The organism is Seinonella peptonophila (genome assembly GCF_900129355.1).
GTDB classification, from domain to species: domain Bacteria; phylum Bacillota; class Bacilli; order Thermoactinomycetales; family Thermoactinomycetaceae; genus Seinonella; species Seinonella peptonophila.
The window spans coordinates 84,388-105,583 of record NZ_FQVL01000009.1 but is presented as its reverse complement, the minus strand read 5'-3'; the positions used below and the strand labels follow the sequence as shown (position 1 = coordinate 105,583).

Annotated in this window: 21 protein-coding genes and 1 rRNA gene; 6 read left to right on the top strand and 16 right to left on the bottom strand. The window is 39.6% G+C overall.

What is annotated here, in order from left to right; all coding sequences use genetic code 11:
• A 16S ribosomal RNA gene (locus BUB71_RS14015) occupies nucleotides 1-98 on the bottom strand; the annotation flags it as partial.
• A 209-nt stretch (nucleotides 99-307) separates the two neighbouring features.
• Between BUB71_RS14015 and BUB71_RS14010 the strand changes: the two genes are divergently transcribed.
• On the top strand, nucleotides 308-646 hold the full coding sequence (locus BUB71_RS14010) for a YgzB family protein (protein WP_073155783.1): 339 nt from the start codon (nucleotides 308-310) through the stop codon (nucleotides 644-646).
• Nucleotides 647-667: 21 nt separating this feature from the next.
• Nucleotides 668-2,446, top strand: a complete 1,779-nt coding sequence (locus tag BUB71_RS14005) for an AMP-dependent synthetase/ligase (protein WP_073155779.1) — start codon at nucleotides 668-670, stop codon at nucleotides 2,444-2,446.
• A gap of 32 nt (nucleotides 2,447-2,478) precedes the next feature.
• On the opposite strand, the gene perR is transcribed toward BUB71_RS14005, so the two are convergent.
• From perR to bcp, 6 genes are all read right to left on the bottom strand, one after another.
• On the bottom strand, nucleotides 2,479-2,931 hold the full coding sequence (gene perR, locus BUB71_RS14000; RefSeq protein ID WP_073155775.1) for a peroxide-responsive transcriptional repressor PerR: 453 nt from the start codon (nucleotides 2,929-2,931) through the stop codon (nucleotides 2,479-2,481).
• A gap of 90 nt (nucleotides 2,932-3,021) precedes the next feature.
• Nucleotides 3,022-3,735 carry an MgtC/SapB family protein gene (locus BUB71_RS13995; RefSeq protein ID WP_245815641.1) on the bottom strand — a complete coding sequence of 238 codons (714 nt, stop codon included), beginning with the start codon at nucleotides 3,733-3,735 and terminating at the stop codon, nucleotides 3,022-3,024.
• Nucleotides 3,736-3,794: 59 nt separating this feature from the next.
• Complete coding sequence (locus BUB71_RS13990; RefSeq protein WP_073155771.1) at nucleotides 3,795-5,060, bottom strand: vWA domain-containing protein; 1,266 nt, start codon at nucleotides 5,058-5,060, stop codon at nucleotides 3,795-3,797.
• The gene (gene nth / locus BUB71_RS13985) at nucleotides 5,057-5,719 is read right to left on the bottom strand and encodes an endonuclease III (RefSeq protein ID WP_073155767.1); all 663 of its coding nucleotides are present in this window, start codon (nucleotides 5,717-5,719) and stop codon (nucleotides 5,057-5,059) included. The genes BUB71_RS13990 and nth overlap by 4 nt, the downstream gene beginning before the upstream one ends.
• A gap of 17 nt (nucleotides 5,720-5,736) precedes the next feature.
• Nucleotides 5,737-6,522, bottom strand: coding sequence for a class I SAM-dependent methyltransferase (locus tag BUB71_RS13980; RefSeq protein ID WP_084731577.1), 786 nt, complete (start codon nucleotides 6,520-6,522; stop codon nucleotides 5,737-5,739).
• Complete coding sequence (bcp, locus tag BUB71_RS13975; RefSeq protein WP_073155764.1) at nucleotides 6,519-6,986, bottom strand: thioredoxin-dependent thiol peroxidase; 468 nt, start codon at nucleotides 6,984-6,986, stop codon at nucleotides 6,519-6,521. Before bcp ends, BUB71_RS13980 begins: the two co-directional genes overlap by 4 nt.
• Nucleotides 6,987-7,069: 83 nt before the next feature.
• Between bcp and BUB71_RS13970 the strand changes: the two genes are divergently transcribed.
• Nucleotides 7,070-7,444, top strand: coding sequence for a fluoride efflux transporter FluC (locus BUB71_RS13970; RefSeq protein WP_073155761.1), 375 nt, complete (start codon nucleotides 7,070-7,072; stop codon nucleotides 7,442-7,444).
• Nucleotides 7,441-7,794: a fluoride efflux transporter CrcB gene (crcB, locus tag BUB71_RS13965; RefSeq protein ID WP_073155758.1), complete on the top strand. Its 354-nt coding sequence runs from the start codon at nucleotides 7,441-7,443 to the stop codon at nucleotides 7,792-7,794. The genes BUB71_RS13970 and crcB overlap by 4 nt, the downstream gene beginning before the upstream one ends.
• A 51-nt stretch (nucleotides 7,795-7,845) precedes the next feature.
• Here crcB and BUB71_RS13960 read toward each other — a convergent pair whose 3' ends face one another.
• Complete coding sequence (locus tag BUB71_RS13960) at nucleotides 7,846-8,544, bottom strand: sporulation protein (RefSeq protein WP_073155755.1); 699 nt, start codon at nucleotides 8,542-8,544, stop codon at nucleotides 7,846-7,848.
• 44 nt (nucleotides 8,545-8,588) lie between these two features.
• Complete coding sequence (locus BUB71_RS13955) at nucleotides 8,589-11,492, bottom strand: hypothetical protein (RefSeq protein ID WP_073155750.1); 2,904 nt, start codon at nucleotides 11,490-11,492, stop codon at nucleotides 8,589-8,591.
• A gap of 152 nt (nucleotides 11,493-11,644) precedes the next feature.
• Here BUB71_RS13955 and BUB71_RS13950 point away from each other — a divergent pair, with 152 nt between their 5' ends.
• Both BUB71_RS13950 and BUB71_RS13945 read left to right on the top strand, forming a co-directional pair.
• Nucleotides 11,645-12,937 carry a glutamate-1-semialdehyde 2,1-aminomutase gene (locus tag BUB71_RS13950; RefSeq protein ID WP_073155747.1) on the top strand — a complete coding sequence of 431 codons (1,293 nt, stop codon included), beginning with the start codon at nucleotides 11,645-11,647 and terminating at the stop codon, nucleotides 12,935-12,937.
• 34 nt (nucleotides 12,938-12,971) lie between these two features.
• On the top strand, nucleotides 12,972-13,346 hold the full coding sequence (locus BUB71_RS13945) for a globin domain-containing protein (RefSeq protein ID WP_073155743.1): 375 nt from the start codon (nucleotides 12,972-12,974) through the stop codon (nucleotides 13,344-13,346).
• Between the two features lie 425 nt (nucleotides 13,347-13,771).
• Here the strand turns inward: BUB71_RS13945 and ald are convergent, their stop codons facing one another.
• The 7 genes from ald to coxB form a co-directional block, all read right to left on the bottom strand.
• Nucleotides 13,772-14,887 (bottom strand): alanine dehydrogenase, encoded by a 1,116-nt coding sequence (ald, locus tag BUB71_RS13940; protein ID WP_073155739.1) that lies wholly within the window; start codon nucleotides 14,885-14,887, stop codon nucleotides 13,772-13,774.
• A 259-nt stretch (nucleotides 14,888-15,146) separates the two neighbouring features.
• Entirely contained in the window at nucleotides 15,147-16,442 is a 1,296-nt protein-coding gene (locus BUB71_RS13935; RefSeq protein ID WP_245815640.1) for a YjiH family protein, read from the bottom strand.
• Between the two features lie 135 nt (nucleotides 16,443-16,577).
• Nucleotides 16,578-17,162 carry a hypothetical protein gene (locus BUB71_RS13930; RefSeq protein ID WP_139279113.1) on the bottom strand — a complete coding sequence of 195 codons (585 nt, stop codon included), beginning with the start codon at nucleotides 17,160-17,162 and terminating at the stop codon, nucleotides 16,578-16,580.
• A gap of 177 nt (nucleotides 17,163-17,339) precedes the next feature.
• Nucleotides 17,340-17,618, bottom strand: a complete 279-nt coding sequence (locus BUB71_RS13925; protein WP_073155729.1) for a cytochrome C oxidase subunit IV family protein — start codon at nucleotides 17,616-17,618, stop codon at nucleotides 17,340-17,342.
• Nucleotides 17,619-17,623: 5 nt separating this feature from the next.
• Complete coding sequence (locus tag BUB71_RS13920) at nucleotides 17,624-18,247, bottom strand: cytochrome (ubi)quinol oxidase subunit III (RefSeq protein ID WP_073155726.1); 624 nt, start codon at nucleotides 18,245-18,247, stop codon at nucleotides 17,624-17,626.
• On the bottom strand, nucleotides 18,247-20,109 hold the full coding sequence (gene ctaD / locus BUB71_RS13915) for a cytochrome c oxidase subunit I (RefSeq protein ID WP_073155805.1): 1,863 nt from the start codon (nucleotides 20,107-20,109) through the stop codon (nucleotides 18,247-18,249). The genes BUB71_RS13920 and ctaD overlap by 1 nt, the downstream gene beginning before the upstream one ends.
• Before the next feature lie 64 nt (nucleotides 20,110-20,173).
• A complete protein-coding gene (coxB, locus tag BUB71_RS13910; RefSeq protein WP_245815638.1) occupies nucleotides 20,174-21,190 on the bottom strand; it encodes a cytochrome c oxidase subunit II in 1,017 nt (338 codons plus the stop codon).
• Between the last annotated feature and the right edge of the window lie 6 nt (nucleotides 21,191-21,196).

Below are 21,196 nucleotides of genomic sequence, written 5' to 3'. Positions count from 1 at the left end.
CGCTCGTTCCACCTCCGAAGAGGCTTCCCGCGCTCGACTTGCATGTATTAGGCACGCCGCCAGCGTTCGTCCTGAGCCAGGATCAAACTCTTCATAAAAGTTTGTCTTGCTCAATAAGAATTACAGGTCACATGTTCACTCTTCTGTTATCAAAGTGCTTCATCATTTGTATCTCTTTATGATGTTTGCCGCTCTTGCGGCGACAAGTAGTAATATATCATGTCTAGATAGAGAAGTCAACACTGTTTCTCAAAAAAAAAGTTTCTGCTATAATGCAAGCAAGCTGTCTCACTTTGGAGGTTGTGTGATGCTCTTATCAAGTAAAATTAATAAAATACGTACCTTTGCATTGTTATTGATATTTATTGGTGTTGGAATCATGTATATCGGCTTTTTATTCCCTAGCATAATGGCTTTATTTCTCGTTATTGGAATGCTTGCTGTTTTGGCAAGTGTAGGGATTTACTTCTGGATTGGAATGTTATCAACTCAAGCACCATTAGTTGTTTGTCCAGCGTGCAACAAGAAAACGAAAGTACTAGGAAAACGTGATCAATGTATGCACTGTAAAGCAATCTTATCACTAGATCCACAGGATCAATCAAGTGAGGAAAGTAAAAAAATGGACACAGTTCATCATGACTAATAACAAAGGAGGACTAAACCTTTGAGAGCAAAGCATTTGCTGAATATGATCGAAGAAAGTGCCCAACAGCATGCTGAAAAGACTGCACTGATCTGGTATTCAGAAGGAATGCAGCAAGAAATGAATTATGCTGAATTTTGGCAAAGGGTGCAAGAATTTGCTTTAGGTCTTGAAAAATTAGGAATCAGGCAGCAATCAAAAGTTGGAATTCTATCGCATAATAACCCCTGTTGGCCTATTTGCGATCTAGCAATTCTCAGTTTAGGAGCCATTTCAATCCCAATCGATCCTTATCTCCCACCATACCAAGCAATGAAACTGATGGATCAATTTGATGTTGAATACATAGTTGCAGAAACGGCAGAAAATGCCGAATTATTCCATCAAATACCAACATATAAAAAAAACCTAATCGCTATCTATGACGATGATAAACCTGAACAGAATATCTATTCTTTTACTACTGTTCTTAATCAAGGTGCAGATTTAAGCGAATTAAAAGAACAGAAAAGTAATGCCCCATTACTACGAGATACTGACTTAGCCACGATTGTTCACACTCCAGGTACCAATGCCCCTCCTAAAGGAGTCATGTTAACACACCAAAACTTATCGTTTGGTGTTCATTCACTTTTTAACATCTTCCCAGCATCCAAGCATGATATCTTTCTTCCATTGCTATCGCTTTCCCACCCAGCACAACGTATTGTTCAAACACTTTATCCCCTAGCTGTAGGCGCTACTATCGTCTTTAGAGAAGAAAACGATTCACTTGTTGAAACGTTGCAGAAAACACAGCCCACCATTTTATTTGCAGTTCCTCGTTTATTATCAGAGTTGCAAGCAGAGATGGAAGAACAATTTCATGAGGCGTCTTGGGTTAAAAAAAAGGTCTACAATTGGGCACTACAAGTGGGTGTAGAACGAGAAGAGTATTTAAAAAAAGGCTTCAATTGGCAGCTACCTACAAAATTACGTGAACGGTATGAACAAGCTGACCTTTGGGTCTTTTCTAAACTTCGCGAACTAATTGGAGGTAAACTACGCTTTCTAATCTGTACAGGTGGCAAGCTATCGGAAAAACAAAGGGAGTATTTTTCTTACTGTGGATTACCAGTCATTTATTGCTATCATATGACTGAATGTACGACATTTGTTGCTGCTCAATCTTTACTTCATCCCTATCAGGAAACTGTTGGTTTTGCTCTCCCATCTGTGGAAACAAAAGTGCTTACAGATGGCGAATTGGTCATCCAAAGCCCTACTGTGATGATGGGCTATTACAAAGCACCCGAGAAAACCACCGAAGCACTCATTGACGGATGGTTACAAACTGGGGATCATGTAAGCATCAATAAACAAAATCAACTGCAAATACAACCTTCACCACGCCTTATGATGCTACTTGCTAATGGTCAGTCATTTTCGCCTGAAGAAATAGAATCAGCTCTCGAAGAAAGCAAGTATATCTCCCAAGCTTTTATCATGGGTCATATGCAAAAATCAACAACTTTATTATTTGTGCCTGATTTGGAAGCGATTTATGAATATGCAAAAGACGAAGATTTTCCTTCATCTAGGTTGGATGATTTAATGCGATCTTCACTCATTCAACATCTAATCAAAAGAGAAATTGCTCATTGCTGCGAAAAATTTCCAATATCAGTTCATCCTACTTCTTTTTATTTTCTTGATCATTCTTTCTCAATTGAAACAGGCACATTAACTTCTATAGGAAAACGAAGGCGATGGCTGATCGAAGCAACTTATTATCAAGAGCTTGAAAATATTGCCCAATAATACAAAAACCCATCGCTTGTCATGCGATGGGTTTAATGTTTCTTACTACCAACAACCTGCTGACCCTGACATTCTGGACACGTTCCGTAAATCTCCATGCGATGCCCTCCCACTCGATAACCGGTCATGTCAGCCGCTTTACTCTCGGCTTCAAATAAATGTGGATAATCAAAGTCAGTGATTTTACCACAATGATTACAGATCACATGATAGTGATCTGACATATTGGCATCAAATCGGCTGGATGCATCTCCATAAGTTAATTCTCTTACTAGACCAGCCTCTTTAAACACACGAAGATTATTATATACCGTTGCCACACTCATATTAGGAAACGTATCAGCTAATGCCTTATATATATCATCCGCAGTTGGATGACTCAAAGTGGTGAGCAAGAAGTTGAGGATTGCATGCCGTTGAGGGGTCATCCGCACTCCATTTACTTTTAATGTTTCCACTGCTTCGGCTAAGCGTGTATTTCCCATTATGCTCCACCTCACTTCTAACCGCCATTAGAAAAAACTATTCTCTAATAAGAATTTATATAATTAGTGTACGGTTCATCAATCAATTTGTCAATCAACTTCAGCGATCTCATCTTCATCTATCCATCGCCATCCCACTGAATCAACCTCTGTTTCAACACTAAGTCGACCAATAATTCGCTCGATTACTTCATCTCTGCGCAATGGCGTAAGCAACAAAGCACGCACAACCATTTGATGATTCCGTTCGGGAACTGTTGTTACATTTTTAATGCCGATATCCTCAGTATGCAATATTGTGAGCAATAACATCCTTACTTGAGCTTCATCTTTTTCTTGACATGTAATCTCAATTAAATAATTCCCTTTTACAGTCCGTTTTCCTGTACGATCATTTAGCTCGCGAGCTATGATGCGTAAAAGCGTATTGGTGAGAATGATAAAAGCGGCACCTGCTAGTGCTTGCCAAAGGTAACCTGCTCCTGCTAATGTACCAATTGCAGCAGCACACCAAAGAGTTGCTGCCGTATTTAATCCTCGAATGCTAAGACCGTCTCGGATGATAACGCCAGCTCCTAGGAAACCAATACCACTGACTACTTGGGAAGCAATTCGCGTTGGGCTTGCTTCTCCCGCTACCATCACACCTAATGATACAAATAAAGCTGCCCCTACTGAGACGAGTACATTGGTCTGCAATCCTGCCATGCGCTGTCTCCATTGTCGTTCAAATCCAATCAGTATACCTGCTAAAAATGCGACTAAGACTCTTAATAGAAATTCGTGCCACAGCGATGTGATCACCTACGATCTCATTAAATAGGGATATCGAATTCAGTAAAAGAATCAAAGATTATTGTTGCTCATTTTTCTGGTATTAATGTTTCCAGCTTTCCTTGCAAATAGTCTTTTAATCGATCACGGCGATTGGTAATCTTCTGCAATAGCAAATCTTTCTCACTTTGACTTATCTTGAGTTCTTCAGCCGCTGCTGTCAAGATTTCATATTCAAAATTAAATTTTGGATCTAGTTTTAATAATTGATTTCTTTTGCGATTTTTCATGATTTCCGCCCAAGTATAGGAATACAGATCATTCGTCTCAAATAAACCAAAGTCGTCGCCAATCCCTGTAGATTGATCTTTAAAATTAAAACCAGAATCTTTATCAACCTCACGAGACTCTCCTAAACCTGCAAAAGCGATATCATCTAATTTTTCTTTTAGCTTATTATCTTTACTATCATAAGAAAGGGTACTTACTTGAGCTTGCCCTTCAGAATAGAGTAGCTCCTTTGTTTTGGTCAATGCTTGATCGTCAATTGCATCAAGGCTGGAACTCACAACAAAGACTTGATTCACATCATTCGGGCTATTTTTTTGATTAAATTCTATTTGAACTTGGCTTAATGCATCGGATAATTTACTTGCCCCTCCGAGTTTCACACCATCTAAAGCACTGGTAAGCTCTTGCATCGAATCATCAGACTGACCAGGGGCTGCACCTGCAATTTTGATAAATGATGTATCTTTATCTACTTTTCCGCCATAAGTATGGATGGAAATTGAGTATTCCAAACCGTTTGTACCACTATTCAACACATCATGAATTGCTTCTTTTATTTTTTGTTTGATTGTATCAAAACGTGTTTGTTCTGAATTTACTTTCTTTTGTTGAACTGAAGATGCATCAATAACGAGGGCGATATTTACATGCACAGGGCTTTTAATCACTGACTTTGGCGCACTTTTTCGTTGGGAGCTTAATGGGATTCGTGAGTCATATTGATCAATTTTTTTTGCAATGGGCTGATAATCTTGAGCTAATAAATAAATCAATCGATTATAAGCTTCAGATGCATTTAATTTTGGTGAGAAAGTGCGAAGTTTTGCTCGCACACTATCTGGAAGTGTAGGCGTATAGCCAGTTGGTTCAATCTCTTCAGCGTACTTACCAGGTCCTTCTTTTAACATTCCCTCAATAGAGGTAGCTGCTTTAAAAGACAACATTGGATCTGGTTTACTTTTTTCACTTCCTCCTCGATCCTTACCATGCCATACTGACTGATCCGAACAAGCAGTTACGAAACTGAGCAATAAAGCAAATAACATGATAAAACTCTTTCTCATGATGTTCCACCTTTCTGATTTTTTGCATACCAACAAAGCGACGCTAAGTCACATTGTTCACACTTTGGTCGACGAGCAACACAAATTCTACGACCATGCCAAATTAACTGATGATGTGTATCACTCCAATCTCTTTTCGGGACTCGCTTCAACAACTGACGTTCTGTCTCTAACGGATTTTCGCTATCTGCCAAAGCAAGTCGATTGGCAACTCGCTGTACATGTGTATCAACAGCTAATGCAGGTACGCCAAATGCATTGCTCAAAACAACATTGGCTGTTTTCCTTCCAACACCAGGCAAAGATTCTAACGCTTTTCGATCATTAGGTACAACACCATCATATTTGTCAACGAGGATTTGGCAAGTTTGTAAAATGTTCTTACTCTTGTTTCGAAAGAGACCAATACCCCGAATATGCTCTGCTAACTCCTCGACAGTTAGTGTTAGAAAGTCATATGGTGTAGGAAAACGTCGGAACAAATCATGTGTCACAATATTTACCTGACGATCAGTAGATTGAGCCGATAAAATTGTGGCAATTAATAGCTCAAATGGGTTTCGATAATTTAATTCACAATGAGCATTAGGATACATCATTCTTAATTGATCTAAGATGCGTTTGGTCGGTACCCGTTTTGGCTTCTGCACCGGTGCCATGGCTGTTTCTCCTCTTTCTATTGTCGATTCTTCTCTGCTTCCATAATTAACTCATAACTATTTGGATGAAAGCTCCCTCGTAAGAAATCTCCATAACGAGCACGAACACGGAAACCTTGCCTTGCTAACAAATGCTCTAGTTCTTGTGGGTATGTATATCTGATCTTCATTCGCGTTCGCAGTCGTTCTAAGGATTTTCCTGTATGGGTAAAGCGTTCATAGTAACGATAGATTTGGATAATCTGGTTAAAGTAATCCACCTCAGAAAAATCATACACATCAACTTGTTCATCACTACCTGGAACTGAAAAGTTACCTCGAAAAGCATATTCATTATCAATTGATTGTAACTCCGCATGGAGGGGTACAAATAGATTAAATGCAAACAACCCTTCATCATCAAGGTGATGGCGAATCGCCTGTAATGCATTCATCTGCATCTGAACTGTATCAAGATGTTGAAAAGAGCGATACGGGATAATAATGAGTGGAAATGTCTTAGACAAGTTAAAGTCACTCATATCCGAATGAATCCATGTTACACGATCTTCAATACCTAAAGCAGACGCCTTTGCATTGGCATATTCCAACATCTTTGCTTCAACATCTAATCCTACAACTTCGACCCCTTCTCGGGCGATTGCAAGAGCTACTCTTCCCGTACCACATCCAAGCTCAAGAACCGGCCCACCTGTTTGTTTCGCCAATTCTAGATAGTAGAATGTATCATGATCAAGACCTTCCGATGTCCAGTCATAATATTGAGGCCATTGATAAATCGATTGGTCTGTCAAAAATGTCACTTTATATACTCCTTCAAAAAGCTAAGTATTTCTTCCACATGCCCTTTCGCCTTTACCTTACGATATGCTTTTACGATCACGCCATCTGGATCAATCAAAAAAGTAGAACGTTCTATTCCCATCACTTTTTTACCAAACATATTCTTTTCTTTCATTACATCATATAAATTACAAACGGATCCATCTTCATCGCTTAAAAGTGCGAAAGGCAATTGGCATTTTTCTACAAACTTTTCATGACTGGTGACTGAATCTCGGCTTATCCCTAAAATTTCCACATGATTTTGTTGGAATTCATCATAATGTATTCTAAAATCATTTGCCTCAAGTGTACAACCAGGAGTTAAATCTTTAGGATAGAAATAAAGTACAACATAACTACCTCGCAACTGATTGAGTTGAATGGTTTGTTGTGTAGTTGCTGGTAATGTAAAATCTGGAGCAGGTGATCCTATTTTTACCATTTTTCCGCCTCCTTATCTTCCTTTTTATTATATCTATATCTGCCATAAGATACTAATTTTATGTGAAAGCGAAGGATACATTCATGTTGAAACATTTATTTTGGGTTGGTCTCGGAGGAATAGTTGGTACATTTCTTCGAGCATGTTGTTCTTTTTTGTTTGTAACACCTTGGGGAACATTATTCGTCAATTTAGCAGGCTGCTTCTTTCTTGCACTACTTTTCAGTTGGAATCAGACTAAAAAAGTGATCCCAACCGTCTACCATGATGCGCTAGGAGCTGGTGTAATGGGCTCTTTGACTACCTTTTCAACTTTTATAACTGAAATTTTCTTATTACCCTTCATGATTGAGAAGATTTTATATCTCATGGCTTCAGTGATCGGGGGAATTACATTCGCATACATAGGCTATTGGCTCGGACGTGGCGGATTTCGAAAAGAAGTGATAAACCGATGAGTCTTCTTTTTATTAGCATAAGTGGCTCACTTGGAGCGATCAGTCGATATCTGCTGTCAAAACGTTATCCCTTTAAACAATTTCCGACGACTACTTTATTGATTAATTTAAGCGGTTGCTTCCTTTTTGGCTTTTGGCTTGGCTGGATCGGATTCCAAACACCTCCTGCACACCCTTTTACAACAGGTTTTTTAGGAGGCTATACGACCTTCTCAACATTTAGTGTAGAGATTATCAATCTTTTAGAGAAAAAGGATTTGAAAAGAGCTATCTTTTATCTTTTTGCTAGCATTTTTGGCGGGATGGTCTCTTGGGCAATTGGGTACGGGCTAGCTCGAATGAGTACATAAATAAAACTCACGGTCTCCCGTGAGTTCACTTTACCCCATATAAAATTAGGCTTATTTATGAAAATGATTTAATTGTTCATGCAGGCGTTTTGTTAACATTTCTGGCTGATTATACTCTTCAGCAGTGAGTGTAAATTTCGCAAAGTTTACATGTGAATTCGGTTTACTGATTATTACATGCAACTCATTTCCCTGCAATTGAAATCCAAAAGCGAGTTGCTCCCCACGATCTGAAGATTGAAGACGAAAACGTTGAGCAAAAGGAAGAGTATCATGATAAGCTTCTTGATCAAAATAAACGTCTACTAAATGAAATTGAAACTGTTTCATCTGATTGATTACCTTTTCGACAAATGGATGCATCTGCACATCGATTCCATCATGATCATCAGGATCAATTGCTCTTTTTACATCTAACCCTGTTTTTAAATAAACCGAAGCACCACCAGAGGTAACAGGTGTATCGACAGGTAGTTGAAATTCAAATGGAATGCTTTTCTGTTCTTTTGCTGCAACCGTAAAAGATTCTGTTAACAAAAATTCATCCAAAATATGCTCTTCTTGTTGATCATCAAATAAAGGTTGTAAGATTAAATAGAGATAAATCGAATCAATCTTTTGCGATGCTTTTCCACCTTCAACATATATTTCACCTTTTACCCAATCTCCTTGGCGATATGTCGATCTCTCCAAACGAGTATCAACTTTAGCTGAACCGATTCCAAGACTTGCTAACATACGTCCAATCATGATATGTCCCTCCTCAGATGTTGAATCATCGCTGTGAAGTTTAGTTACTCTGGATTGGTATTCTGTTTTTGCTCGGGCTTAGCTGCTGTATCCTCTGCTTTTGAATGTGATTGTTGACCTTCTGTTGACTCTGAAGTCTCTTCTGAGTTGGTTTGTGTTGATTTTTTAGCAGATGACCTTCTTCTTTTCCTCTTTCTCTTACGTTTTTTTGGAGTTGGAGACTCTGATTGCTCCGTGTTCTCTGGTTGTGTTACATCAATTTCAAGTCCTGCTAACTCCCGCTCTTCCATTAGCTTCGCCCATTCTTCACGTTTCTGTTGGCGAAAAACTTCCTCTTCATGTTGTAGCTCCTGTTGTATCTCTTCTACCATCCGTTGCTCTCTTTGGTTAAAGATCAATCTTTCTCTCTCTAATCGTTCTTGTTCCCGTTTTTCCCATTCAGCTTGCTCTTGCCGCAAACGAGCGATGGCTTCTTGTTCTTTTTCTAAGTAATGTGCCTGAATCTCTTGCAATCCTGTTTTTTCTTCTAAATCATGTTGCTGTCTTAACGCAGCAAACTTCATCCTCTGCTTTTCGATCCGCTCCCTTTCGCGCATCTCTTCTTCGATTCGTTTCTGCTCTTCTTCAAGCAAGCGACGCTGTTCTTCCTCTTGTTTTGCCAACTCTTGTTCTAACTTTGTAAAAACTTCTTTCTCTTGCATTTCAATTTTTTCACGTAGCTGCTCTTGTCGCTTTTGCAATTCCTGCTCTGCTTGTACAATCAACTGTTGTTTGCGCTCTTCGAATTTTTTCCATTGCTCTTCTAGCAACTCCTGCTGTTTCTTTTCAAATTCAATTCGAATTATCTCTAACGGATCATCTGCGGTCTCTGTCGTTGCTTGAGCAGACTGGCTCGATTGGTTCGACTTTTTCTGTTCTGATTTTGTAACTGTTGTTGATGCTTCACTTACTTGCTTATCCGTTCTTGGCATTACTTGAGGATCAGCGATGGGCTCTGTTACTTGGTTATGCAGTGGGTCATGTCGTTCCCGCTTCTCAGGTTTCGGTTCTCTACTTAATTGCTCTATCACTTCAGGAATATCTGGCATATCAGGGCTTTGCTGCGACTGCAAATCTTTTTGGATACTTTCAAATTGGCTAAACAACTCATCAAGATTATCGAGTTTCAAATCATCGATTTGATCAGGTTGATCATCAGTTGGAGCAGTAAACTCAACTTCTTGTTGAAGATTGCTCTGCTGTTCTTGTTTTAATTGACGTTCAATCTCTTCAAATGATTGATTGATTTGCTCAAATGTAGGGTCTGTAGATTGATTCGTTGGTTGAATTTCTGCTTCATTTGTTACTTGGTTTGGATCAAATGCATTGGACCAATCGACTAACTGCCCTTCTTCTAAATTATCAATATCGTCATCCATATTTTCTGTTTGTTGTTGTAGCTGTTGCCATTCCTGATCAACCTCAGTAGAAGATGATTGGCGTTGTTGCTCCTGCAACAACTGTTCAAGCTCTTCTGGGCTCACATTTAATTCTCTCATCCAATCTTCTTCAGTCTGCGGAGATGTTCCAACATATTGATCTTCAATTGTTGCCGAAGTTTGTTGCTGCTCTTCAATTGGAAAAGCAGGTGTCTGTGTTTGCTCTAAAACAGGATACGTCTCTTGATTTGCTGAGATTGGTTCTATTTCTTTTTCATCAGCCTCAACTGGCGGATTCGCATTAGGAAAATAGTCAAATGGATCAAAACTTTTCTCCTGCTTGATAGTTGGCTCCTCAAGTAAGAGATCAGGCTTCACGGGTGATTCGTTAGTTGGCTGCTGTGTCATCTCTGGAGAATATTGCTGGTTGGAAGCTTGTGTAAACTGCTGATTATTGGACTGCTGCGTCGCTTCTGGCGTATATTGTTGATTTATTGGTTGCTGCGTCGCTTCTGGCGTATATTGCTGATTCATTGGTTGCTGCGTCGCTTCTGGCATATATTGCTGATTTATTGGTTGCTGCGTCGCTTCTGGCATATATTGTTGATTCATTGGTTGCTGCGTCGCTTCTGGCATATATTGTTGATTCATTGGTTGCTGCATTAGTTCTGGTGTATATTGCTGGTTCGTGGAAGGTTGCGCTATATCAGGCGTGAACTGTTGATTCATGGTGGGTTGGCTAAAGTTTTGCGATGGTTGCTGTGTTGAGTCTAATGTGGGAAAATTCGGCTTTGGTTTATGCTCTATTTGAGCTGATTGCTGTTTTTTATTTCCACCAAAAAGATTACTCAAAAGTCCCATTCCACTACTTTTTTGTAAATACTGATCAATAGGTCTTTGGATCGCCTGAATCGATTTGGCTTTGAAAGCTTTATAAACGATTCTAGCAATTGGCCTCGGTAATGAGTGTTTACGTGGTAATCGATCCATAGCAGTTTCAATATATTCTCCTGATGCAACTCCATAGAAAAAGGAACCCCAATTTAAATCGAGTGGATATGGGGTGACCTGATCAACACCGCTACAAAGAACCTTTAAATCACCATCTTCGTTCAATCCAATATTATGTAAGTCTTTAATGTAAAACATTGGAATCGACTGTGAGCGTAAGTATATTTCCAGATCAAGTAATGCTTTCATCCAATGAACAATTTGAGCCTCTTCTACTGCAGATTGAGCCATCACTTGAGGCAACGGTTGTAAGGGCTGATAAGGGTAGACGAAGACCAATGCATCTGGCTCCATAAAAAGATCGGTAAAGTTGATCAGGAGAGGATGATCCAAATGATCATAAAGTTGTCGAACTCGGTCAAACTCAAGTGTAGTCACTCTTCTTTCTAGCGGCACAGACTGCAAATAATAATACTGATCAAACGCAGTTGAAACAGCCAGTTCACCCCCAAAAAAAGTAACTACATTCTCAACTAAATATTCTCCTGTATAACGTTTACCAATTGTGAACAATGACAATGCTTCTCGCCCCCATTTTTTCCTCAGTACCCTTTTCTATTTCAGATAAAAATGCTTTTAGAGGGTAACAGCCTTAGAATATCATAATTTTTCAGCTAACTCCAATCTACAATTATTGTTATACTGGTTAAAAAACTTGGAGGGGGTTTATCGTGCATATAGAAAAATCACATCAATTACATAAAAGAGCACAGGAGGTGATCGTTGGGGGAGTAAATAGTCCTTCTCGATCTTTTCGAGCTGTAGGTGGAGAGTCACCCATTTATATGAAAAAGGCGCAAGGGGCATACTTTTGGGATGTTGATGGGAACCGTTATATCGATTATCTGGCTGCATTTGGTCCTATTATCCTTGGTCATGCTCATCCACAAATCACAGCCGCAATTTTTTCAAGTAGTACTAACGGAATTCTCTATGGTACACCTCATGAACTTGAAATTCTATTCGCTGAGCAGATCCGCCAAGCGATTCCTTCTATGCAACAACTCCGTTTTGTTAATAGCGGTACAGAAGCAGTAATGAGCACCATTCGACTCGCCAGAGCCTTTACAGGTCGTGATAAAATTATTAAATTCGCTGGATGCTATCATGGGCATGCTGATCTTGTGTTAGTCGCTGCAGGCTCCGGCCCTTCTACGCTGGGAACACCAGATAGCGCTGGAATTCCACAAAGCATCGCTCAAGAAGTGATTACAATCCCGTATAATCAACCACAGCTACTGGAAGAAGCATTGCAAAAATGGGGAGATCAAATTGCTGCCGTACTGGTTGAGCCTTTAGTTGGAAATTTTGGCATTGTACCACCAGCTTCTGGCTTTCTTGAATCGATCAATCGTCTTGCACATGCCCATGGAGCTTTGGTCATTTATGATGAAGTGATTACAGCTTTTCGGTTTCACTATGGTGGGGTGCAAACGCTCTTTGATGTAGAGCCTGATCTCACTGCTTTGGGCAAAATTATCGGTGGCGGTTTACCGATTGGGGCTTATGGAGGCAAAAAAGAAATCATGGAGCATGTTTCTCCAGAGGGTCCCATGTATCAAGCAGGAACAATGGCAGGGAATCCCCTTTCATTAGCAGCCGGCTCCGCTTGTCTATCAACACTCGCCCAGCCAGGCACGTATCAGCGTTTAGAGCAAATGGGTACTACTTTACATGACCAAATACTAAACTTAGGCAGAAAATTTGACATCCCTTTACAAGTTAACCAATATGGTGGTGCCTTTACCGTTTACTTTACAGAGCAAGAAGTGACTGATTATGAAACTGCTAAAAAAAGTGATGACCAGCAATTTGCTCAATTTTTTCAACTCCTATTACAAGAAGGAGTCTACATTGCACCATCAAAATATGAAGCATGGTTTCTGACAACAGCGCATACTGAACAAGAAATCGAAATGACCATTCTAGCGATAGAAAAGTCTTTTAAACAAATGAAGAAATAAACAATGAAATATTAATTTTAACTAGGAGGTTTTTATGCTATCACCATATGAACAGATTGGCGGTGAAAAAACCGTCAGAGCAATTGTGGAAAAGTTTTATGCAAAGGTTCAACAACACCCTTTACTAGCACCACTTTTCCCAGAAGATATCCAACCAGTAATGGAAAGGCAGTATCTTTTTTTAACACAATTTCTAGGAGGTGAACCCTTATACACTCAGAAACGGGGGCAACCAATGCTTCGGGCTCGGCATCTTCCTTTCCCTATTACAAAAAAGCATGCGGAAGCTTGGTTACTCTGCATGCATGAAGCATTAGATGAAGTAGGTATTACTGGTATGGTACGCAATCAAATCTGGAGCCGACTCGAAATGACTGCCTTTCATATGGTAAATCAATCTGATGAATAGTCCTTCATCAGCCGTTTCCATAAAACAGAATATTCTGATATATTTTTCATAGTCCCATTCCTAACTGGAATGGGATTTACTTTACTCTGAGTTTGCTCTTTTTTGACATCAGGTTAGTTTTCCTTGAATGACTGTTGCGCTTGATGTTCATTCAACAAATGAAGCGCTAGATTATCGTGAACTGTGCCAGGAATCCAAACCGCCTGTCCAGTCTCACTCCGAATCTCATCACTCCAGACTCCCTCTGTAAGCAATAGAAAACGGACAACTTTACCTCTGAAATTGATCCATTTGAAACTCCTCATCATCTATCGATAAGGTATCTCGCGCAATTGGAGGCCATTGTTTCAAAGATTGGTCTCGTCTCTTTTGATCATTATGATACACAATACTTATATTTGAACCAAAATTTCATGAATTCGGACTCAATCAAGCAATTCTTCTAATGATACATATGAAAATCCATGTGCCTTAGCAACTGCTGCATGCGTAACAGCACCTCTCATCACATTAATCCCTTTTGATAATGCAAAATTTCCGGTTGATGCTTGAATTACTCCTTGATCTGCAACCTGTATACCAAAAGGGGTCGTTACATTTGTTAGAGCCATGGTAGATGTATGCGGCACTGCACCAGGCATATTGGCAACCGCATAATGTAAAACACCATATTTGAGATAAGTAGGGTCACTATGTGTGGTAATACGATCAATTGTTTCGATTGAGCCCCCTTGATCTACTGCGACATCTATAATGACAGAACCTGGCTGCATAGACTTTACCATTTCTTCACTAACCAATTTGGGTGCTTTTGCACCAGGAATCAACACAGCACCAATCAATAAATCAGCTTGTTCTACAGCATTTGCCAAATGATACGGTTCCGATTTCAGAGTTGTAACGCGTCCTTGAAATAGGTCATCTAATTGACGAAGTCGCTCAGTATTAATATCTAAAATTGTTACATGTGCTCCTAGCCCAACAGCCATTTTCGCAGCATTTGTTCCTACAATGCCTCCGCCTACAATCACAACTTTCCCAGGCGCTACACCAGGCACACCACCTAGTAATACCCCTTTTCCACCTTTAGGCTTCTCTAAAAATTGCGCTCCTAATTGGATCGACATACGACCCGCTACTTCGCTCATCGGGGTAAGTAATGGCAGTGCACCTTGCTCTGATTGAATCGTTTCATAACCAATCGCTGTTACACCATTTCGAACCAACGCTTCTGTTAGTTTTTTTTCAGCTGCAAGATGAAGATAGGTGTACAAAATCAAGTCTTCTCGGAAGAAGCGATACTCCTCTGAAAGTGGTTCTTTTACTTTGATCACCATCTCAGCTGACCACGCTTCTTCGGCAGTCTGTACAATTTGAGCTCCTGCCAATCGATAATCCTCATCAGAAAAGCCACTACCTACCCCGGCTCCTGACTCCACCCAAATTTGATGCCCATGTTCAACATAAGTAAATAGACTGGCAGGGGTTAAACTAACTCGATTCTCATTATTTTTAATTTCTTTTGGCACACCAATTATCATCTTGTCACCCTCCTTTATGCTTACAATAAAATTATACTAAATAAAAATATTTATATCATTATGTAAAAATAGATCATTTGCAGTCATTTACAAATGATCATTGATCAACTTGATAGAAGAAGGGTTATCCCTTTCATCTTAATCGTATAATTTAGAAGAAAGACAATGACTAATGACCAATTTGCCTATGTATTGATTCAATGATTGATAAAGTTATTCTGTTCGGGGACAGCGATCCATATACACGACTGATAAAAGTCTAGAAAAAAAGGTAAGCAATGATCGTAATAATCGGCAATGTAATCATCGTCCTTTGTAAGAAAATGATTACAAGTTCAACAAACGCGATCGGAATACTTGATCCTAAAAGAAGTCCACCTACTTCAGACATGTAAATAAGCTGTGTAACTGAAAGACAAGCAATAATAAACCGTGTAAATTCACTCTTAATTGAACCACTGGCAATCACCGCTGGTAAAAACATATCGGCAAAACCAACCACCATTGTCTGTGCTGCGATGGTCGCCTCTGGAATATGAAAAAATATCAGAATGGGAACAAAAGGAAGGCTAATCCATTTGAAAAAAGAAGTATACTCTGCCAAAATTACTGCTGTTGTCCCAAATGCCATCACAACAGGCAATACACCAAACCAAAGATCGACTATATTTTTCAATCCATTTTTCCAAATGAATGATAATTCCGTTAATTCTGCTCGTTTTAATGCCTGCTTTATGCCCCAGCTCCATAGTGTGGTTCCCTTTGGTGCTTGTTCAAGCAATCGATTCTTTGATCCATCATAAAATGTATCTTCTTTTCTTGAAAGAGGGGGGATTCGGGGTAAAATAATCGCTGCTACAATCCCAGCGAAAACAATCGTTAAATAGTAAAGTCCAAAGCCCTTTTCTAAGTTCATCTGTTCATAAACAACAATCGTAAATGTAATCGAAACGACTGAAAAAGCGGTGCCGATCACTGCGGATTCACGTTTTGTGTAGATTCCCTCGCGATACTGTTTATTTGTAATCGCAATTCCTACCGTTCCGTCACCTAACCAAGAAGCGATGCAATCAATTGCACAACGACCTGGAAGTGTAAAAACGGGTCGCATCCATCGTAAAAGTAGCGCACCCGTTAGTTCGAGTAACCCAAAGTCCATTAAAAGAGGCATAAATAATCCAGCAAAAATAAATACTGTAACCAAGACAGGTATTAAATTTCTCAGCAAGAGTCCACCTGTTTGCTCAGACCAGAAGAGCTCAGGACCATACTGGAAGATTATTAATATTGCAAACAATAGCCCGATCGTTCGCACGATTAGCCATAACCCATTCACATCAAATAAGCTTTTTAGGAAACCATGTTTCATGATAAAAGCTGGTCTCCGCAGCTTAGTCATCCAGGTGAAGAATGTAGCAACGAAAATAATCCAAGTAGCCAAAACCGGTAAAATCCCATGGAGCATCATCTGTAGCTGTTTCGCTAAAAATGCGACCAAAATCGTTGTTTCACCATGAATAGAAATAGGAATCACAAATAAAAACAATCCGACCAAAGATGGTACAACAAAACGTAAGTAAACGATTGATCATCACACTCCTACCTTATGGTATGAGTCACCTTTATACGCTCATCATACCAATATATACCATTCGTTCACTATTTCATTACCATCAGTTTAATTAACTGGCTATTTATCTTCGTCAACTTCAACATGATCACTTTCTTGGCTCTGTTTATGAGCGTTTTCTTCCCTTGGTTTATCCTCATTCTCTTTCATACTATGAAATTCTGTTTGTTTTATCTCCTCATCTTCATTTGATTTTTCTTGTTCTGTATCTATATCTTCTGTCTCATTTGTAGCTTTTCGTTTGATCTTATTTTCTTTCCATTCACTAGTTTGTTGTTCTGTTTTCTCATTCTCTTCTGATTCACTAGTAATATTTTCCATCGTCTGATACTTTAAATCTTGTTCTGTTAGCTTCTCTTCATCTTCATGAATCATTTCTTCCATTGAAGCAATCCGCTTTGTTAAATCGGCTAATTCCTCAGTCATGCGGATTTGATCTTCAATCATCTTTCGCTGTTCAGCAAGCGATATTTCAACCATTTGTTGATATGCTTTTTCCTGTTTTATTTGTTTACGGCGCGCAACGACCTGTTGGGTAATCCTCCAAATAAACCATCCGACAAGTCCAATTACCACAATGCCAACTATATAGATAAAGGCTGTTAAAATATACGTTTTCGAATGAAGGAATGCCATTTTGCTCATCCTCTCTATCCTTGCTGAGATAAAAAATATTTTTAAGTTTGCTTTTGATGAAAAGGCAATCACGTTCAAAAATAGTATAGTTGGGCGGAAAAATCAAATGGAAATTCATTGATCATTTAGACGCAAATAAAAAGCTAGCTCTCGATGATGAGTGCTAGCTGTGAAGTCTTACAAACTTTACATGACAATAATCCCAATTGCTGATATGACAGCAACAAAGATTCCTACAATCATGAAGAAAGTATAGTAATTGGAACCTTTTTGATCAAGATGCATAAATGTAAAGAGCTGCAAAATGACTTGGATCACCGCTAAAATCAAGATCAGCGGTAAAATCCATCCTTTTGAGACGACATTATTAATCACGAGATAAAAAGCGGCAATCGTCAAAGCAATCATAAAGGCAAATGAGATAATATGCTTCCCAATGCCTGACTTTTTAGTAGTATTTGCCATCTTACTTACCCCACCTTCCCTAATAGATAGACAAGGGTGAAGATAAAGACCCAAACAACGTCAATAAAATGCCAATATAAACTGCTGACAAAGAGCTTGGGTGCTGTCTCTTTTGTAATGCCACGTCTAGCTGCTTGCAACATCAATGTACTGATCCAAACAATTCCAAAGGTAACATGCGCACCATGTGTTCCTACTAATGCGTAAAACGAGGAACCAAATGCACTGCTCATAAAAGTGTGTCCTTCATGAACATAATGAACAAACTCATATATCTCAAGGACCAGAAAAGCTAGACCTAACAATACTGTAATACCAAGCCATAGTTGCATAAGACCTTTTCGCTGTTGATTCATATAATGCATAGCCAAAACACTTGTTAAACTACTCGTCAACAGAAATGCAGTAGCCAATGCAACAAGATTTAGATCAAACAGCTCTTTACCTGTTGGTTGTCCAGGTAATGTTTGGTGTCGTAATGCGAGATAGGTTCCAAACAGACAAGCGAAGAGTACAGTTTCAGCACCAAGGAAGAGCCAAAATCCAAGAACTTTATTCTTCCCTTCAAAAGTAGCTGTTTCTAAATGAAGTGGTGCATCCTTTGTGGTTGTTTCCGTTTGAGCTGACATTACACCTTGGCCCCCTTTTCTTCTCTAATCGGTCGAGGATCAATATGATATCCATGATCCTGCTCAAAGGAACGGAGGAACATCATTAATAACGTAATGGCAACCCCTAAGATCGATACCTCAATCCCACGTGTAATAAAGCCAAATCCAGCAATAAACAGACCGAGAGACATCATGATCGGTAAATATGATGAAGAAGGCATATGAATGGGTGCTAATGGCTCTGCTGGTTCAATCTGCGTTTTTTGTTCTTTTGCTACCCAAAATGCATCATAACTGCGAATCAATGGAGTTTGGGCAAAATTATACTCCGGTGGTGGTGAAGCAATTGTCCATTCTAATGTACGACCATCCCAAGGATCGGCTGGTGCTTGTTCTTTTGAAAGGAACGAACGATAGATCGCGACTCCAAGTATAATCGTACCTAACGCCATACCAATCACGCCAATAGAAGACAAGAGATTTAGTGTATCTAAACCTAAATTGGAATGATAAGTAAAGACCCTTCTTGGCATTCCAAACAATCCGAGGAAATGCTGGGGAAAGAATGTAAGGTGAAAACCAATTGCAAACAGCCAAAAATGCCATTTTCCTAATCGCTCACTCAACATTTTTCCAAACATCTTCGGCCACCAATAATAGAGTCCTGCAAAGAGACCAAAGACCGTTCCACCAACAAGTACATAATGGAAGTGAGCAACAACAAAGTAACTATCTTGATATTGGTAGTCTGCTGGCGGTAGTGCCAACATTACACCAGTCATACCACCCATTACAAAGGTAGGAATAAAACCAACTGCCCATAGCATAGGTGTCGTAAATCGAATTTCTCCACCCCACATGGTAAAGAGCCAGTTAAAGACTTTAATCCCTGTTGGTACAGCAATTGCCATCGTCGCTACTGCAAAGACAGAGTTAGATACAGGCCCTAAGCCCACTGTAAACATATGGTGAACCCAAACCATAAAACCGAGGAAACCGATTAAGACTGTGGCAAATACCATAGAGGTATAACCAAACAAGCGCTTTCTTGAAAAAGTTGAAATAACTTCTGACATCACACCAAATGCAGGCAGAATCACAATATAGACTTCTGGATGACCAAAGATCCAGAATAAATGCTCCCAGATCACTGTACTTCCACCCATTGCATAATCGAAGAAATTGGCTCCAAAGATACGATCAAACATTAAGAGCAATAAAGCAACGGTTAATGGTGGAAAAGCAAACAAAATCAAAGCGGATGTTACAAATACAGTCCATGTAAACATAGGTAAGCGAAGAAAAGACATGCCGGGAGCGCGCATGTTAATGATCGTTGCAATAAAGTTCAGACCACCAATTAATGTACCAATCCCTGCAATCTGTAAACCGAGTACATAATAGTCTACCCCAGGGCCTGGACTATAATTATTCAAAGCTAATGATGTATAGGATGTCCACCCAGCATCAGGCGCACCACCAAAGATCCAGCTTAAATTGAGTAGCAAGCCCCCAAAGAAGAAGAGCCAAAAACCAAGTGCATTGACAAAAGGAAATGCTACATCACGCGCACCAATCTGTAATGGTACCACTGCATTCATTAAACCAAAAATCATTGGCATCGCAGCAAGGAAAATCATCGTCGTTCCATGCATGGTCAAAAGCTGGTTAAAAACATCGCCTACAAATAAATTACTATCCGGGAATGCTAGCTGCAATCTCATAAAAATTGCTTCAATCCCACCGATTAGGAAAAAGAAGATCCCAGATATAAAGTAGAGGATACCGATCTTTTTATGGTCAACTGTTGTGATCCAGTCCCAAACTTTTGTATCTTTTACACGAGCGAAAAATTTCTTATTGTAGCCCCCTGTTAAAATTGCGGTTAAAAACAGGGCAAAGACTATGATGACAAGAAGAGTAGCCAATGGAGTCCCTCCTTCGCTATTTTTTGGTTGACTCTGGTTTTCGAGTCATCAAGTATTGAGTTAATGCATTCATCTCTTGATCATTTAAATAATCAATTTTCGGCATCTTTGTACCCGGCTTGATCGCACTAGGGTCTTTTAACCATTTTTTCAAATTGGCTTCATTTTTCGGTAATGTTCCAGCAATTGTATCGCGCAAACCAAAATGTGTTAACTCTGGGCCTTTAATACTTGGGTTGACCCCTGCATGACAGCCCATACAGTTTTGACGGAAGAGCTTTTCGCCCTCGGCTAAATCTTTTGTAACTGTTTTGGTTGCGGGTTGTTTCATAGCTGTTACCCATTGATTGAAATCGGATGGGTTCTTTGCGTACACTTTAAAGTCCATCAGTGCATGTCCTGCACCGCATAACTCCGCGCATTTCCCTTGATAAAGTCCTGGTTTTTTAGCGTCCAACCACATGTAATTCACACGACCTGGAACAACGTCAGTCTTACCACCAAGAGCTGGAACCCAGAATGAATGTAAAACATCTTTCCCTTTGATTTCAAAATGAACTTTCCGTCCTGTAGGAATCACTAACTCTTGTGCAGTTTTAATGCCCAATTGTGGATATTCAAATTCCCACCAATATTGATAACCTGTCACCTTTACTTCTAGTGCATCGCCTTTTGGCTTATCTGCAAGGTCAAAAGTATATCGAACAGTTGGAAACGCTAGAACGACTAAACAAATGATCGGAACGACAGTCCAAAGTATCTCCAAAAAAGTACTTCCATGTACTTGCTTAGGCATGCGATCGATCCCTTTGCGTTTGCGAAAACGAATTAAAACGTAGACATAGATCGCTAATACAATTGCAAAGACAACGACCATTAAGATAAGGCTCCATTTAATGAGGTCAAGTTGAATCTCGCCCGCTGTACCTTTAGGTGTTAATACATTTAATCTTGGGTCCCCACTACATCCGGCAAGAGCTAAAATGACCGTTGCAAAAATGAATAAGAGCCGCCATGTACGTTGTTGACTCACCGTAGC